General features: G+C 62.1%; 15 protein-coding genes. 8 read left to right on the forward strand and 7 right to left on the reverse strand.

Translation table 11 applies throughout. The features are described 5' to 3' along the window. Nucleotides 1–102: 102 nt before the first annotated feature. On the forward strand, nucleotides 103–348 hold the full coding sequence (locus tag ATC00_RS10095) for a zinc-finger domain-containing protein (RefSeq protein ID WP_037383257.1): 246 nt from the start codon (nucleotides 103–105) through the stop codon (nucleotides 346–348). A gap of 27 nt (nucleotides 349–375) precedes the next feature. Beyond that, on the forward strand, nucleotides 376–1,557 hold the full coding sequence (locus ATC00_RS10100) for an FAD-dependent monooxygenase (RefSeq protein ID WP_064252684.1): 1,182 nt from the start codon (nucleotides 376–378) through the stop codon (nucleotides 1,555–1,557). Nucleotides 1,558–1,612: 55 nt separating this feature from the next. On the opposite strand, the gene ATC00_RS10105 is transcribed toward ATC00_RS10100, so the two are convergent. Continuing rightward, on the reverse strand, nucleotides 1,613–2,800 hold the full coding sequence (locus ATC00_RS10105; RefSeq protein WP_037383251.1) for a cystathionine beta-lyase: 1,188 nt from the start codon (nucleotides 2,798–2,800) through the stop codon (nucleotides 1,613–1,615). A gap of 341 nt (nucleotides 2,801–3,141) precedes the next feature. On the opposite strand from ATC00_RS10105, the gene ATC00_RS10110 reads away from it, so the two are divergent. From ATC00_RS10110 to ATC00_RS10125, 4 genes are all read left to right on the forward strand, one after another. Next, nucleotides 3,142–4,167: an amino acid ABC transporter substrate-binding protein gene (locus ATC00_RS10110; RefSeq protein ID WP_037383249.1), complete on the forward strand. Its 1,026-nt coding sequence runs from the start codon at nucleotides 3,142–3,144 to the stop codon at nucleotides 4,165–4,167. 91 nt (nucleotides 4,168–4,258) lie between these two features. After that, on the forward strand, nucleotides 4,259–5,452 hold the full coding sequence (locus tag ATC00_RS10115) for an amino acid ABC transporter permease (protein ID WP_037383247.1): 1,194 nt from the start codon (nucleotides 4,259–4,261) through the stop codon (nucleotides 5,450–5,452). A 4-nt stretch (nucleotides 5,453–5,456) separates the two neighbouring features. Next, nucleotides 5,457–6,611: an amino acid ABC transporter permease gene (locus ATC00_RS10120; protein WP_037383245.1), complete on the forward strand. Its 1,155-nt coding sequence runs from the start codon at nucleotides 5,457–5,459 to the stop codon at nucleotides 6,609–6,611. A gap of 16 nt (nucleotides 6,612–6,627) precedes the next feature. After that, on the forward strand, nucleotides 6,628–7,404 hold the full coding sequence (locus ATC00_RS10125) for an amino acid ABC transporter ATP-binding protein (RefSeq protein ID WP_018239597.1): 777 nt from the start codon (nucleotides 6,628–6,630) through the stop codon (nucleotides 7,402–7,404). A gap of 117 nt (nucleotides 7,405–7,521) precedes the next feature. Here the strand turns inward: ATC00_RS10125 and ATC00_RS10130 are convergent, their stop codons facing one another. After that, nucleotides 7,522–8,415 (reverse strand): dihydrodipicolinate synthase family protein, encoded by an 894-nt coding sequence (locus ATC00_RS10130; protein ID WP_037383242.1) that lies wholly within the window; start codon nucleotides 8,413–8,415, stop codon nucleotides 7,522–7,524. 91 nt (nucleotides 8,416–8,506) lie between these two features. Here ATC00_RS10130 and ATC00_RS10135 point away from each other — a divergent pair, with 91 nt between their 5' ends. Continuing rightward, nucleotides 8,507–9,124: a GntR family transcriptional regulator gene (locus tag ATC00_RS10135; protein ID WP_037383239.1), complete on the forward strand. Its 618-nt coding sequence runs from the start codon at nucleotides 8,507–8,509 to the stop codon at nucleotides 9,122–9,124. 90 nt (nucleotides 9,125–9,214) lie between these two features. Here the strand turns inward: ATC00_RS10135 and ATC00_RS10140 are convergent, their stop codons facing one another. From ATC00_RS10140 to cysG, 5 genes are all read right to left on the reverse strand, one after another. Next, nucleotides 9,215–10,027, reverse strand: a complete 813-nt coding sequence (locus tag ATC00_RS10140; RefSeq protein ID WP_037383237.1) for a ferredoxin--NADP reductase — start codon at nucleotides 10,025–10,027, stop codon at nucleotides 9,215–9,217. A gap of 144 nt (nucleotides 10,028–10,171) precedes the next feature. After that, entirely contained in the window at nucleotides 10,172–10,669 is a 498-nt protein-coding gene (locus ATC00_RS10145) for a DUF934 domain-containing protein (protein WP_037383354.1), read from the reverse strand. Between the two features lie 26 nt (nucleotides 10,670–10,695). After that, on the reverse strand, nucleotides 10,696–12,369 hold the full coding sequence (locus ATC00_RS10150; protein ID WP_037383235.1) for a nitrite/sulfite reductase: 1,674 nt from the start codon (nucleotides 12,367–12,369) through the stop codon (nucleotides 10,696–10,698). A gap of 14 nt (nucleotides 12,370–12,383) precedes the next feature. Further along, complete coding sequence (locus ATC00_RS10155; protein ID WP_037383234.1) at nucleotides 12,384–12,701, reverse strand: DUF2849 domain-containing protein; 318 nt, start codon at nucleotides 12,699–12,701, stop codon at nucleotides 12,384–12,386. 10 nt (nucleotides 12,702–12,711) lie between these two features. Beyond that, the gene (gene cysG, locus ATC00_RS10160; RefSeq protein WP_037383233.1) at nucleotides 12,712–14,169 is read right to left on the reverse strand and encodes a siroheme synthase CysG; all 1,458 of its coding nucleotides are present in this window, start codon (nucleotides 14,167–14,169) and stop codon (nucleotides 12,712–12,714) included. Nucleotides 14,170–14,397: 228 nt separating this feature from the next. Between cysG and ATC00_RS10165 the strand changes: the two genes are divergently transcribed. Beyond that, nucleotides 14,398–14,985 (forward strand): deaminase, encoded by a 588-nt coding sequence (locus ATC00_RS10165; RefSeq protein ID WP_064252685.1) that lies wholly within the window; start codon nucleotides 14,398–14,400, stop codon nucleotides 14,983–14,985. The last annotated feature ends 2 nt before the right edge of the window (nucleotides 14,986–14,987 follow it).

Below are 14,987 nucleotides of genomic sequence, written 5' to 3' on the forward strand. Positions count from 1 at the left end.
CAAAAACCACAGGCGCGTCGTGATTGCTGCTACACATTTGCGCCAAAGCTCACTATTGTGCCGGCAAAATCGACACCAGACTTGCATTCAGCGGAGTACGACATGGCCGGCCACAGCATCCCCCATTTCCAGAATGACGGCGGGCACCGGGTCATCGAGATCGGCGTCAAGGAATTCATGTGCACCGGCGCATCCGTTCCGTTCGACCACCCCCACATCTTCATCGACATGGGCGACGACAACGAGAAGGTCTGCTCCTATTGCTCGACGCTCTATCGCTACAATCAGAGCCTGAAGGCGACCGAGACGATTCCGCCGGGCTGTCTCTTCGAGACCAAGGCCGCCTGACCTGCCGCATCCGCCGGCGCGACGTCGATGCAAAAGACTGATTCCGTCGCGATCATTGGCGCTGGCATCGCCGGATTGACAATGGCGCTGTGCCTTGCGCGGCAGGGCTTTGCTTCGGATATCTTCGAGCAGGCGGACGCGTTGAACGAGGTGGGCGCCGGGCTGCAATTGTCGCCAAACGCCTCGCGCATCCTGGTGGAACTCGGTCTGCTCCCTGCCCTTGAGGCGGTGTGGAGCGAACCGAAATCGATAGGGCTCGTCGACGGACACTCGCTGCGCCCACTCGCGGAAGTACCGGCGGGTGCCGCGGCGCGCAGCCGTTGGTCCGCGCCCTACGGGATCCTGCACCGCGCCAGCCTGCAGAAAATCCTCCTGGACGCGGTGCAGTCGGAGCCGGGCTGCCGCCTGCATTTTGCAAAGCGCATCGAGGGCGATCCGTTGGCTGCGGTTGCCGCGGCGACGGGACTCCGCCCATCTGTCATCATCGGCGCGGACGGCATCTGGTCGGAGGCGAGAGGCGCTATTCCCGGCGTAGGCGCCGTCCGGTTCTCCGGCAATGTCGCCTGGCGGCTGTTGCTGCCGAACACAGAAGCGAAGGGTTGCCTTTCGGCGGATCGCGTCACGGCGTTCCTCGGGCCGGAGGCTCACCTAGTCGCCTACCCGCTCCGCGAAATTGACAGCTTCAATCTCGTCGCGATCATCGGCGGCAAGCCGGTCGAGGCATGCTGGGTAGGACAAGACTCAAAGGAGCGGCAACGGGAGTTTGCCGCCGCTTTCGAAGCGTGGCACCCCGATCTGCAATCGATGATCGAAAATGCCGGCTCGGCCACCTACTGGCCCTTGTGCACCGTCGAGGAAGGCGCCTGGCACAACAAGCAAGACATCGTTCTTATCGGCGACGCCGCCCATGCGATGACGCCCTTTGCGGCCCAGGGTGCAGCGATGGCGATAGAAGATGCCAGTGAATTGGCGCTTTGTCTTGCCGAGTGTCCAGACGCTCCGGCCGCTTTCGCGCGCTACGAGCAGACGCGTCGGGCACGGATCGCCCGGGTCCGCAAGCGTGCCGCTTTCAACCGCTTTGCCTATCACGCCCGTGGGCCGGTCCGGATCGCGCGCAACCTGGTCCTCGCGCGGAAGGGTCCGGAAGGGCTCGCAGCCGATCTCGACTGGCTCTATGGATACGGCGCCTCGGAACGCGAGAAGGCCTGACCGGCAGCAGCAAATCCTTTCCGCCTGCCCCGGCCAATCGGGCGGCCCGATTCACTCAGACGGCATTGGCCGCCGCGAGACCGGCCTCGATGTCGCGGCGCAAGTCGGCGACGTCTTCGAGGCCGATCTGCAGTCGGATGACCGGCCCTCCGGATGGTGCCTTGGCGATCTTGCGATCGGAAAGATTCGCATGCAGCGCGAGGCTCTCGAAACCACCCCAGGAATAGCCGAGACCGAAGAACGACAGCGCATCGAGGAAGGCATGCGCCTTCGCCTTGCTGGTTTCGGTTTCGGCCTTCAGGACAAACGAGAAAATGCCGCTCGCCCCGCCGAAATCGCGCTTCCAGAGCTCGTGCCCGGGGAAGCTCGGCAGCGCGGGGTGCAGCACGCGCGCCACCTCATCCCGCCCTTCGAGCCAGGTGGCAATCGCCATCGCACTTTCCTGATGGCGTTCGAGACGAATGCCCATGGTACGAAGGCCGCGCAGGATCTGGTAGCTGTCGTCCGGCGACACGCAGACGCCGAGCGTCACCATCGCCTCGGTCAGGGCCGGCCAATGTGCAGCGTTCGCGGAAACGGTTCCGAGGAGCACGTCCGAGTGCCCGGACGGATATTTCGTGGCCGCATGGATGGAAACGTCGACGCCATGGTCGAGGGGGCGGAAATAAATCGGCGTCGCCCAGGTGTTGTCCATGGTGACGACGCAGCCGTGGCGGTGGGCGGCGTCGGCAATCGCCCGAATATCCTGCATCTCGAATGTGTTCGAGCCCGGCGCCTCCGTATGCACCAGCCGCGTGTTCGGCCGGATCAGGCTCTCAATGGCAGCACCGATCATCGGATCGTAATATTCGACCGTGACGCCGAGCCGGGTCAGCATCGTGTCGCAGAAGTGCCGGGTCGGGAAATAGACCGAATCGACGATCAGCGCGTGGTCGCCCGACGAAAGGTAGGCGAGGAAGGGTACGGTGACCGCGGCCAGCCCTGAGGGGACGAGAATCGTTCCGGCCGCACCTTCGAGTTCGTTGATCGCATCGCAGAGCGCATCGGTCGTCGGCGTGCCCCGCGTGCCGTAGGTATATTTCTGCGCCCGCGTTTCCATGGTCTTCGCGTTCGGGAAAAGCACGGTGGACGCGTGGACCACCGGCGGATTGACGAATCCATGGAAGTCGGAGGGATTGTTGCCTATGTGCGCGAGGCGGGTGTTGATGCCGACCTCTTCACGCGCGCTCATCTTGTCTGCCATCTTAACAAATCCGCCGTTGAAAACTGGATGGAGACTCATCGAACGCCGCACGGGTGGGGGTCAAGGGAAAATTCAACACCGAGGCGTTGACGCCGGATGCACCGCATCTGACGGTTTTTTATCCAGAAGTGGACGAATTCCCGCAAAATCTGCTTAAAATTCTGACGAATTTACAGTTTTTCACATGGAAAATCAGAAAATCGGCAACATCTCTTGACCCTCATGGATTTTGAGCATGAGATAGATTGCACTCATGCCAGGAGGGTGGCTGAGGCTGCACGCGCCGACAGAGCGCACCAGTGCAGACGGGAACTTAGGAACAACCGAAAAGGTTCAAAAAAATGGCAAGAAGAATTCTGACAGCTCTTGTTGGCGCTGCTGTCATGGGGATTGGCGCACATGCGGCATCGGCCGCGACCCTTGACGACGTGAAGGCCAAGGGCTTTGTCCAGTGCGGCGTGAACACTGGTCTCGCCGGTTTCGCAGCCCCTGACGCTTCCGGCAACTGGAGCGGTTTCGACGTCGACTACTGCAAGGCGATCGCTGCTGCAGTCTTCGGCGATGCCACCAAGGTCAAGTACACGCCGACCTCCGCAAAGGAGCGTTTCCCGGCGCTGCAGTCCGGCGAAGTCGACGTTCTCGCCCGCAACACGACCTGGACCATCAACCGCGACACGGCGCTCGGCTTCAACTTCCGCGCGGTCAACTACTATGACGGCCAGGGCTTCATGGTTCGGAAGGGCCTCAACGTGAAGTCGGCGCTCGAACTCTCCGGCGCTGCCGTCTGCGTCCAGACCGGCACCACGACCGAGTTGAACCTGGCCGACTACTTCAAGACCAACAACCTGCAGTACAATCCGGTGGTCTTCGAGAAGCTCGAGGAAGTGAACGCCGCCTACGACGCCGGCCGCTGCGACGTATACACCACCGACCAGTCCGGGCTGTACTCGCTGCGCCTCACCCTCTCCAAGCCGGACGAACACATGATCCTGCCGGAAATCATCTCGAAGGAGCCGCTCGGCCCGGCCGTGCGACAGGGTGACGACCAGTGGTTCGATATCGTCAGCTGGGTTCATTACGCGCTGATTAACGCGGAAGATTTCGGCATTACCCAGGCAAATGTCGAAGAGATGAAGAAGTCGCCCAACCCGGACATTCAGCGCTTCCTCGGCGTCGAGGCCGACACCAAGATCGGCACCGACCTCGGCCTCACCAACGAGTGGGCGGTCAACGTCATCAAGGCCGTCGGCAACTACGGCGAAGTCTTCGACCGTAATATCGGCGCCGGCAGCCCGCTGAAGATCGAACGCGGATTGAACGCACTGTGGAGCAAGGGCGGCATCCAGTACGCCCCGCCGGTTCGCTGATCGGCTTGAAATAGCGGAGGAGCGGCACGCCGCTCCTCCGTCGCAACGATAAGAACGCCCAACAAGGGCGGATTGGGGAAAGAGGCATTGTATGGCCATTGGCGTCACGAATGCGCCTGAACGAAGCAAATCCTCCGGATCGATCATCAACGATCCTCAGGTGCGCGGGATCTTCTACCAGGCAATCACCGTCATTATTCTTGCGGTCCTGATCTATTGGATCGTCGACAACACAATCGAGAATCTGCGGCGCGCGAACATCGCGTCCGGCTACGGCTTCCTGAGCAGCCGCGCAGGCTTCGACGTCGGGCAATCGCTGATTTCGTTCAGCAGCGATTCCACCTACGGCCGCGCCTTGGTGGTCGGCTTCGTCAACACGCTGCTTGTGGCGATCACGGGCATCATCACGGCAACCGTGATCGGTTTCATTGTCGGTATCGGACGGCTCTCGCACAACTGGATCATCGCCAAGCTGTCACTCGCCTATGTCGAGGTGTTTCGCAACATCCCGCCGCTGCTCGTCATCTTCTTCTGGTACAGCGGCGTTCTGTCGATCTTGCCGCAGGCGCGCGACGCGCTTGCCTTGCCCTTCGATATGTATGTGAGCAACCGCGGACTCGCCTTCCCCAGGCCCATTCCGGGAGAGGGCTCGCTATACACGCTCCTCGCCTTCCTCATCGCCGTCGCTGCGAGCTTCTTGGTCGCCCGCTATGCGCGCCAGAAACAGATGGCGACCGGCCAACGCTTTCCTGTCCTTTGGACCGCGCTCGGGCTGATCATCGGCTTGCCGCTCGTCACCTTCCTCGCCACCGGCGCACCGCTCACCTTCGACGTGCCCGTCGCCGGCAAGTTCAACCTGACCGGCGGCTCGGTCGTCGGACCTGAGTTCATGTCGCTCTTTCTCGCCCTGTCTTTCTACACGGCAGCCTTCATTGCCGAGATCGTCCGGGCCGGTATCCGCGGCGTTTCAAAAGGACAATCAGAAGCGGCCCATGCCCTTGGCATCCGTCCTCGGCTGACCACGCGGCTGGTGATCGTCCCGCAGGCGATGCGAATCATCATTCCGCCGCTGACCAGCCAGTATCTCAATCTCACCAAGAACTCGTCGCTTGCGGTCGCCGTCGGCTATGCGGACCTCGTCGCCGTCGGCGGCACGATCCTCAACCAGACCGGTCAGTCGATCGAAGTGGTGAGCATCTGGCTGATCGTCTATCTCAGCCTGAGCCTCGCGACCTCGCTGTTCATGAACTGGTACAACGCCCGCATGGCGCTGGTGGAGAGGTAAGATCATGAGCACGCAACAAGCATCTTTCGTTCGTGCTTCGATGATCGAAGCCTCGCCCGCCCCGGTCCTGGAAAGCGGCGCTGTCTTCTGGCTGCGGAAGAATCTCTTCGCAACACCGAAGGACACCGCCCTGACGATCATCAGCCTGCTCGTCCTGGCGTGGCTGGTGCCGCCCGCCATTCAGTGGCTGTTCATTGATGCCGCCTGGACGGGTGGCGGGCGCGGCGTCTGCGCCACGCTCTCACAGGGCGGTTCGCAGCCGGAAGGCTGGAGCGGCGCCTGCTGGGCCTTCGTCAATGCGAAATTCGACCAGTTCGTCTTCGGGCGCTATCCGCTCGAAGAACGGTGGCGCCCGGCGCTCGTCGGCATCCTGTTCGTCCTGTTCCTGGTGCCGATGCTGATCCCGAAGATTCCAAACAAGGGATTCAACGCAATCCTGCTGTTTGTCGCATTGCCGATCATCGCCATCATCCTGCTTCCCGGCGGCTGGTTCGGCCTCACCTATGTCGAGACCGCGCTCTGGGGCGGTCTCATGGTCACGCTCGCCCTGTCCTTCGTCGGTATCGCGGTTTCCTTGCCGCTCGGTATCTTGCTTGCGCTTGGCCGGCGTTCCGACATGCCGGTGATCAAGATGCTCTGCACCGTCTTCATCGAGATAGTGCGCGGCGTTCCGCTGATCACGGTGCTGTTCATGGCAAGCGTGATGCTGCCGCTGTTCCTGCCGCAGGGCGTCACCTTCGACAAGTTCCTGCGGGCGCTCATCGGCGTGTCGCTCTTCGCTTCCGCCTATATGGCGGAAGTGGTGCGCGGCGGTCTGCAGGCCATTCCGAAGGGCCAGTATGAGGGCGCCGATTCGCTCGGTCTCAGCTATTGGCAGAAGATGAATCTCATCGTCCTGCCGCAGGCGCTGAAGCTGGTGATCCCCGGGATCGTCAACACCTTCATCGGCCTGTTCAAGGACACGTCGCTCGTTTCGATCATCGGCATGTTCGACCTGCTCGGCATCGTCCGCCTGAACTTCACCGATACGAACTGGGCGAGCGCAGTGACGCCGCTGACCGGCCTGATCTTCGCGGGCTTCGTATTCTGGCTTTTCTGCTTCGGCATGTCGCGTTATTCAGGCTTCATGGAACGCCTGCTCGACAAGAGCCAACGATAAAAAGGGGAATAAACATATGGCAAACACTGCCACCGCACCGAAAATGACCGTATCGACGACCGATGTCGCAATCGAAATCACCAACATGAACAAGTGGTACGGCGACTTCCACGTGCTGCGCGACATCAACCTTCGGGTCATGCGCGGCGAGCGCATCGTCATTGCCGGCCCGTCGGGCTCCGGCAAATCGACGATGATCCGCTGCATCAATCGGCTCGAGGAACACCAGAAGGGCAAGATCGTCGTCGACGGCATCGAGCTCACCAACGACCTGAAGAAGATCGACGAGGTGCGCCGTGAGGTCGGCATGGTGTTCCAGCACTTCAACCTCTTCCCGCATCTGACGATTCTGGAGAACTGCACGCTCGCGCCGATCTGGGTTCGCAAGATGCCGAAGAAGGAGGCCGAGGAGATCGCCATGCATTTCCTCAAGCGCGTCAAGATTCCCGAGCAGGCGCTGAAATATCCGGGCCAGCTCTCGGGCGGCCAGCAGCAGCGCGTCGCGATCGCCCGGTCGCTGTGCATGCGGCCGAAGATCCTGCTTTTTGACGAGCCGACCTCGGCACTCGACCCGGAAATGGTCAAGGAGGTGCTCGACACCATGGTCAGTCTCGCCGAAGAAGGCATGACCATGCTCTGCGTCACCCACGAAATGGGCTTTGCCCGCCAGGTCGCTAACCGCGTCATCTTCATGGACCAGGGCCAGATCGTCGAGCAGAATTCACCGGCCGAATTCTTCGACAACCCGCAGCATGAGCGCACCAAGCTGTTCCTGAGCCAGATCCTGCACTGATATCGCGGTACCAGTTCGCACGAAAACGGCCCGTCATTACTGACGGGCCGTCTTCATTTATGCCCCCGGCCAGGAAGCTCAGTGAAGAGAATGGGCCGGTCGACGACCGGCCGGTCATCAAAGAACCGGCAGCGTCGGACGCTTCGCCAGCGCAGCTTCGATAATCCCCTGAACCCGCTGACGCTCGGCACCGGCGAGCGGCAGTCGCGGGGCGCGGACGCGATCATTGGAATCGATCGCGAAGACTTCCGCCAGCTTGATGTTCTGGACGAGATTGGTGGAGACGTCGAGATCGAGCAGCGGGCGGAACCAGCGATAGATCGCCCTCGCCTCTTCGAGATGCCCGGCCTGGACGAGTTTCCAGATCGCCACCGTTTCCTTCGGAAAGGCGACGACAAGGCCGGCGACCCAGCCATGGGCGCCCATCAGCAGGCTTTCGAGCGCCAGATTGTCGACCCCGGTGAAGCAGTCGAAACGCTCGCCGAAGCGGGTCAGAACGTCAGTCACGCGGCGGATGTCGTCGGTCGATTCCTTCATTGCGACGACCAACTCGTTCTTCGCCAACTCGTCGAACATCGAAAGCGTCACGTCGACGCCGTAGGCGACCGGGTTGTTGTAGACCATGATCGGCAGCCCGCCCGCGGTGGCGACGGCCTGGATATGGGCGAGCGTTTCCGCCGGCGCGGATTTATAAGGCACGCCCGGCAGAACCATGAAGCCGTCGGCGCCGGCCTTGGTGGCTGCCCTCGCCGCCGCTTCACCGCGGCGCGTGGCGCTTTCGCAGATCGTCATCAGCACCGGCTTGCCGCCGGCGACCGACTTGGCGATCTTGAGGATCTCGATCTTTTCCTCCGCCTCCAGCGTCATGTTCTCGCCGAGCGAGCCGCAGACGATCATGCCATCGACGCCGGCCTCGAACTGCAACGCGAAGCAGCGCTCCATCTCGGCCTTGTCGAGATCGCCATCAATTGTGAATTTCGTCGTTACTGCCGGAAATACGCCGCGCCACATGAGAAGCCTCCTTCGCTCTGATATATCAGCATACTTGCCATGATTTCTGAACTGTGTCAATCTCTGATATATCACAAGCGCAAGGTCATACATGCCATCGCAATCGCAGGCCCATCTCGCCTATCTGGCGCTCGAGCGCCTCATCGTCACCTTGAAGCTAAAGCCGGGAACGCTCGTCACCGAACGGCAGCTCTTGGAACTCGCCAATCACGGCCGCACACCGGTCCGGGAGGCGATTCAGAAACTCGCCTGGCAGGGCCTGATCGAGGTTCGCCCGCGGGTCGGCCTTGAGATCAGCCGCATCCGACCGGACGATCGGATCCACGTGATGCAGACGCGTCAACAGCTCGAACCGGTAGCGGCAGCGCTTGTTGCCGCACATGCAACCGCCGATGCGCGCCGGGAGATGAGCGACTGCAGGCAGCAGATGCTGGACTGCGCCGCTCGCGGCGACCTCGAAGGCTTTCTGGTGGCAGACAAGATGTTCGACGAGGTGATGGAAGAGGCCTGCCCGAACCGCTTCCTGACGGCGGCCCTGGCGCCGCTCCAGACCCATGCGCGCCGCATCTGGTTCGCATCCGCATCGCCGGAAAAGATGAAAGGCTCGGTGGAGCGCCACGTAGAGGTCATGCACGCGATCGAAACGGCGGATCCTGCCGGTGCTTCCGCTTGCATGTCACAGCTGATGGACTATCTGGCTGACGGCTAGGCAGCCTCCGCGCTCGCCCAACCTAAATCAAAAGAGGAGGCGCACCGCCGGATGCACCTCCTCTTCAGATCAGGTCTATTGCTCGGCGTGTCAGCCGACGAAGGCGCGCTCGATGACGAATTCGGCAGGCTTGTTGTTGGCGCCTTCCGTCAGGCCGGCCGCCTCGAGGATTTCCTTGGTGTCCTTGAGCATCGCGGTCGAGCCGCAGATCATGCCGCGGTCGATTGCCGGGTCGAGCGGCGGCAGGCCGAGGTCGGCGAAGAACTTGCCGTTCGTCATCAGGTCGGTAATCCGGCCCTTGAAGGGATAATCCTCGCGCGTCACGGTCGCATAGTGGCGCAGCTTGTCGCCGACGATCTCGTTCAGGAATTCGTGCTTGCGGATTTCCTCGGCGAGATCGAAGCCGTATTTCAGTTCGGCCACGTCGCGGCAGGTATGGGTGAGGATGACTTCCTCGAACTTCTCGTAGGTTTCCGGGTCGCGGATCAGGCTCGCGAAGGGTGCAATGCCCGTACCGGTCGAGAACATGTAGAGCCTGCGGCCGGGCACGAGCGCGTCGAGCACCAGCGTGCCCGTCGGCTTCTTGCGCATCAGCACCTGGTCGCCCGGCTTGATCGTCTGCAGATGCGAGGTCAGCGGACCATCCGGCACCTTGATCGAGAAGAACTCCAGTTCCTCGTCCCAGGCGGGGCTTGCGATCGAATAGGCGCGATAGACGGGTTTGTCGCCGACCATCAGGCCGATCATCGCGAACTCGCCAGAGCGGAAGCGAAACTCCTGCGGACGCGTCATCCGGAAGCGGAAGAGCCGGTCCGTGTAGTGCTCGACGCTGGTGACCGTCTCGGCGAATACACCCGCCGGTACCTGTACAGCGAAATCTTCCTTTTTTGCCGGCGCATTCATCGTGGCTTCGGTCCTGTAATGGTGAGGCTTTTATCAACTACGAGCGGATATTCCAAGCCTTGGCAAATTGAAAGGAATTCCCTTCCAAATATAGGCTCTTTCTGGGATTTCGGCTTGCTTCACACTGTCGCGGGCCGCGTTTTTTCAAGAAACACGGCGCCAGCTGTAGGATTTGGCGTCTGCCGATGGTTTTGCCGTCGGCTGGTAGTGATTGGCGATGCCCGGCAGGCGCCCTTCCGAAAGCCTCTTGATCGCCGTCGCATTGGTCACCGCGAGACTGTCGATGCCACAACGCAGCATAAGCGGGATCTGGTCGATCAGCACGTCGCCGACGGCGCGGACTTCGCCTTCGAAACCCAACCGGCTGCGCAGCAGCGAAGCGTGGCTGAACGCGCGTCCGTCATTGAACGCCGGGAAGGCCAGCGCCACAAGGGCGATTTGGCCGAGATGCGGTGCCAGGCGCGTCACGTCGTCCGCAGGAGCGATCAGGACGCCTAGGCCTGACGCGCCGGCTGCCGCCTGTTCCAAGAAGGCGTCGAGGCCGAGGACTGCCTTCTCGTTCGAGCCGGCCTTCGTCTCTTCGGTTTCGACGATCCAAGGATCATCGTTCACGAAGCCGCTCTCATTCCAGATTTTCGTCATCTTCTCAAATCCTTGTGCGGCTTCGTTCACGCGGCTTCCTGGGCGCCGCCGCCGTAAAGGGCATCCTTGAAAGGCTGCGGCCCGACGCGGCGATAGGCTTCGAGGAAGGTTTCCGACTTGTCGCGGCGAAGGCCCAGATAGGTGTCGACGATCGTCTCCACCGCATCCGTCACCTTCTCCGGCTCGAATCCGCGACCGATGATTTCACCGATCGAGGTGTTCTCGTCGCCGGAGCCGCCGAGCGTGATCTGATAGAGTTCCGCGCCCTTCTTCTCCACGCCGAGCAGGCCGATATGGCCGACATGATGGTGGCCGCAGGCATTGATGCAGCCGGAAATCTTGATTTTCAATTCGCCGATTTCCGCCTGCCGCTCGGCCGAACCGAAGCGGCTGGAGATCTCCTGAGCCACCGGAATCGAGCGCGCATTGGCAAGCGCGCAGTAGTCGAGGCCGGGACAGGCAATGATATCGGTGATCAGCCCCGCATTGGCGGTGGCGAGACCGGCGGCGACCAGCGCGCGATAGACCGGCTCCAGGTCGGCGAGCGCCACATGCGGCAGGATCAGGTTCTGCTCGTGGCTGACGCGAATCTCGTCGAAAGCGTATTCCGCGGCGATATCGGCCACGACTTCCATCTGGCTGTCGGTCGCATCGCCCGGAATGCCGCCGATCGGCTTCAGCGAGATCGTCACCATGCCGTAATCCGGATGCTTGTGCGGCTGGACATTCTGATGAACCCACTGAGCGAAAGCCTCATCGGCCTTCTTCCAGCGAGCGAGGTTTTCCCAGCCCTCCGCCCGGTTTGGCAGCGCTGGCGGGGCAAAATAGGAGGCGATCGCCTGGATATCGGCGTCGGGAAGCTTCAGTTCCGTGTCCTTGAGGCTCGCGAATTCGACCTCGACCTGACGCGCCAGTTCCTCGGCGCCGGTCTCGTGCACGAGGATCTTGATGCGCGCCTTGTACTTATTGTCGCGGCGGCCATGGAGGTTGTAAACGCGCATGATCGCCGTCGTATAGGAAAGCAGATCCTCTTCCGGCAGGAAGTCGCGGATCTTCTTGGCGATCATCGGCGTACGGCCCTGCCCGCCGCCGACATAGACGGCAAAGCCGAGCTTGCCGTTCTCGTCCTTCTTCAGGTGCAGGCCAATGTCATGGACCTGGATCGCGGCGCGATCGCGCTCGGCGCCGGTAACGGCGATCTTAAACTTGCGCGGCAGGAACGAGAATTCCGGATGGACGCTCGACCATTGCCGAAGGATTTCTGCATAAGGGCGCGGATCGGCAACCTCGTCGGCCGCCGCACCGGCGAAATGGTCCGCCGTGACGTTGCGAATGCAGTTTCCGGAGGTCTGCAGCGCATGCATCTCGACGCTTGCCAGGTCCTTGAGGATGTCCGGTGTGTCGGAAAGGCGCGGCCAGTTGTACTGGATGTTCTGGCGCGTGGTGAAATGCCCGTAGCCGCGGTCGTATTTGCGGGCGATATGGGCGAGCATGCGCATCTGGCGGCTCGACAGCGTCCCATAGGGAATGGCGACGCGAAGCATATAGGCATGAAGCTGCAGATAGACGCCGTTCATCAGGCGCAGCGGCTTGAAGGCGTCCTCGGCCAATTCACCGGACAGCCGCCGCTGGACCTGATCGCGGAACTGCTCGACGCGTGCGGAAACGAAGGCGTGGTCGAATTCGTCGTAACGGTACATGGAAGCTCAGGTCCTCAGGCAGCAAAATTCTTGGGGCCGGAAAGCCCGTGGTAACCGGCGGCATAGGGAATTGACGGTCCCTCCGCCCTGATCCGCTCGCGCATCCGAAGCGGCCGGAGTATGCCGTCAACCTCTTCCACGTCAACGACATTGACGTCGACGACCTTGTTGTCGGCGAAGGCTGTCTTGCCGGTCGCCTCGAGAGCCGCGACAGCCTCCGCGTGGCGGGCGACGAAGGCATCCTGCAGCGACTCCCCCCAGTTGCCGGAGGCGTCGAGCCAAACGGAGATACCGTCAGCCAAGCGATTTGCCGTCAAAACCTTGCTCACCATCACGTCGTCCTCAATTCAAAATCTGTTCGGCGCGTTCAGCGCCGGAAGCGCTCGGCCCGGCGCCCTTGCGCCGGCCGGCTGCAAGCGGCTCCGACCGGTCGAAATTCGCACCGGCGACCGCGTCGCCGATGATCACCATGACCGGGCCGTCGAGTTCCGTGCGGTTCTCGAGATCCGGCAGCTCCCGGAGGATGCCGTGCAGCAGGCGCCGCTCGGGGCGGCTGGCATTCTCGATGACGGCGACCGTCGTTTCCGCCGGCAGCCCCGCCTGCATCAACCGGCCTGCCACGGAAGCGGCGACCGAGCGGCCCATATAGACCGCAATCGTCGCACCGGAAACGGCAAGCCGCGCCCAGTCGGGAAGAACGTCACCGGCCAGATCATGGCCGGTCGTGAAGACCAGCGACGACGCGACGCCGCGAAGCGTCAGCGGCAGCTCGAAATCCGCCGCAGCGGCAAAGGCGGAGGTGATGCCGGGGACGATCTCGTAGCTGACGCCGGCCTCGCGCATTGCGGCCATCTCTTCGCCGGCTCGGCCGAAGATCAGCGGATCGCCGGATTTCAGCCGCACGACGCGCTTGCCTTCCTTGGCGAGCTTCACGAGTAGATGGTTGATCTCGTCCTGCGATTTGGTGTGGCAGCCCTTGCGCTTGCCGACCGAAAGCCGCTCGGCATCGCGGCGGCCCATGTCGACGATCGCCTGCGGCACCAGCGCATCATAGACGATGGCGTCCGCTTCCATCATCACCCGCTGTGCCCTCAGCGTCAGCAGGTCCTCGGCTCCCGGACCGGCCCCGACCAGCCAAACATGGCCGGAAACGCGCTCGGCCGCGTCGAGCAACAGGGAGGCCTCGCGGCGGGCGGAAGCAAGATCGCCGAGCGCGACATGATCCGCCACCCGACCCGAGAAGAAGCGCCGCCAGAAGACGCGGCGCGCCACGCCGCGTGGGATGAGACGCTCGACAGCCTCGCGGTAGCTCGCAGCCAGGATCGCAACGATTCCGAGCGAAGGCGAGAGCAACTGGTCGATCTGCGCACGGATCATCTGCGCCAGAACAGGCCCCGCCCCTTCCGTGCCGATGGCGACGGCGACGGGGGCTCGGTTGACCAGCGCCGGCGTCAGGAAATCGCAATAGTCCGGCTGGTCGACGGCGTTGGCGGGAATCTTGCGCTCGCGGGCCGCGGCGACGATCACCCGATCGGCGGCCGCATCGCCGGTCGCGGCAAAGACCAATGCGGCGCCTTCGACCTGATCGTCGGCAAAGGCTTCGCGAATCGTCTCGATTCCCTGGTCCTTCAGGAAAGCCGCGAAGGCGGGCTCCGGATGATCCGCGTAGGCGAGAATACGCGCCTGGGTGTTCAAAAGCAGCCGCACCTTGGCAAAGGCCTCGTCCCCATTGCCGAATACCGCCACGCGCTTCTGCGCGACGCGGAAAAATGCCGGGAAAACGGACAGTTGCTGCGACATATCGAGGGGGCGGCTCCTTCTACAGGCTGCGGCGAATATCCCTCATAGCCGCCGACAATTGAAGAAACAGAAATTTCTATGGCTTTAAGGGCACGTATTGTTTTGCTCGACAGCCAAACTTTTTGAGCAAATATCTCCGGAGGATGATTGCCAACGGCAGCGGCATCGCCATTGCGCCCACCGCCGAACCTCCGTTAAATGCCGGCAGATGCGCGGGAGACTGCAGAAATGAAACAATCGGAACTGGCCGGGCGCCTCCTGACGGTTATCGAAAACGACATCCTCCCCCTGACGGAGAAGGGTGTGGCGGCCGGCAACAAGGTGTTCGGCGCTGCGATCCTGCGCAAGTCCGATCTCTCGCTCGTACTCGCCGAGACCAACAACGAGACCGAAAACCCGCTGTGGCATGGCGAAGTCCATGCGCTCAAGCGCTTCTACGAACTGACGGAGAAGTCCGACACGCGCGATCTGATCTTCCTGTCGACGCATGAGCCCTGCTCCATGTGCCTTTCGGCAATCACCTGGGCCGGCTTCGACAATTTCTACTACTTCTTCAGCCACGAGGATTCGCGCGACAGCTTCTCGATTCCGCACGACCTGAAGATCCTCAAGGAAGTCTTCCGGCTTGAACCTGGCGGCTATGTCCGGGAAAATGCCTTCTGGAAGTCGGCCTCGATCGCTGCTCTCATGCGGGATGCCGATCCGGAGACGACAAAGAGGCTCGCGGCGCAGGATGCCCGGATCCGCGAGCGCTACGATCGCCTGTCGGCCGCCTATCAGGCGGGCAAAGACAACAACGCCATACCGCTGAACTGAGT

The sequence above is a fragment of the Sinorhizobium americanum genome, from assembly GCF_001651855.1.
In the GTDB taxonomy this organism is placed as follows: Bacteria; Pseudomonadota; Alphaproteobacteria; order Rhizobiales; family Rhizobiaceae; genus Sinorhizobium; species Sinorhizobium americanum.

What these genes read in the sequence shown, in the direction of transcription:
- ATC00_RS10105 (WP_037383251.1), bottom strand. Translation starts at nt 2,800, where the DNA reads ATGGCAGACAAGATGAGCGCGCGTGAAGAGGTCGGCATCAACACCCGC.
- ATC00_RS10150 (WP_037383235.1), bottom strand. Translation starts at nt 12,369, where the DNA reads ATGTACCGTTACGACGAATTCGACCACGCCTTCGTTTCCGCACGCGTC.
- ATC00_RS10135 (WP_037383239.1), top strand. Translation starts at nt 8,507, where the DNA reads ATGCCATCGCAATCGCAGGCCCATCTCGCCTATCTGGCGCTCGAGCGC.
- cysG (WP_037383233.1), bottom strand. Translation starts at nt 14,169, where the DNA reads ATGTCGCAGCAACTGTCCGTTTTCCCGGCATTTTTCCGCGTCGCGCAG.
- ATC00_RS10130 (WP_037383242.1), bottom strand. Translation starts at nt 8,415, where the DNA reads ATGTGGCGCGGCGTATTTCCGGCAGTAACGACGAAATTCACAATTGAT.
- ATC00_RS10100 (WP_064252684.1), top strand. Translation starts at nt 376, where the DNA reads ATGCAAAAGACTGATTCCGTCGCGATCATTGGCGCTGGCATCGCCGGA.
- ATC00_RS10155 (WP_037383234.1), bottom strand. Translation starts at nt 12,701, where the DNA reads ATGGTGAGCAAGGTTTTGACGGCAAATCGCTTGGCTGACGGTATCTCC.
- ATC00_RS10095 (WP_037383257.1), top strand. Translation starts at nt 103, where the DNA reads ATGGCCGGCCACAGCATCCCCCATTTCCAGAATGACGGCGGGCACCGG.
- ATC00_RS10140 (WP_037383237.1), bottom strand. Translation starts at nt 10,027, where the DNA reads ATGAATGCGCCGGCAAAAAAGGAAGATTTCGCTGTACAGGTACCGGCG.
- ATC00_RS10145 (WP_037383354.1), bottom strand. Translation starts at nt 10,669, where the DNA reads ATGACGAAAATCTGGAATGAGAGCGGCTTCGTGAACGATGATCCTTGG.
- ATC00_RS10165 (WP_064252685.1), top strand. Translation starts at nt 14,398, where the DNA reads ATGAAACAATCGGAACTGGCCGGGCGCCTCCTGACGGTTATCGAAAAC.
- ATC00_RS10120 (WP_037383245.1), top strand. Translation starts at nt 5,457, where the DNA reads ATGAGCACGCAACAAGCATCTTTCGTTCGTGCTTCGATGATCGAAGCC.
- ATC00_RS10110 (WP_037383249.1), top strand. Translation starts at nt 3,142, where the DNA reads ATGGCAAGAAGAATTCTGACAGCTCTTGTTGGCGCTGCTGTCATGGGG.
- ATC00_RS10125 (WP_018239597.1), top strand. Translation starts at nt 6,628, where the DNA reads ATGGCAAACACTGCCACCGCACCGAAAATGACCGTATCGACGACCGAT.
- ATC00_RS10115 (WP_037383247.1), top strand. Translation starts at nt 4,259, where the DNA reads ATGGCCATTGGCGTCACGAATGCGCCTGAACGAAGCAAATCCTCCGGA.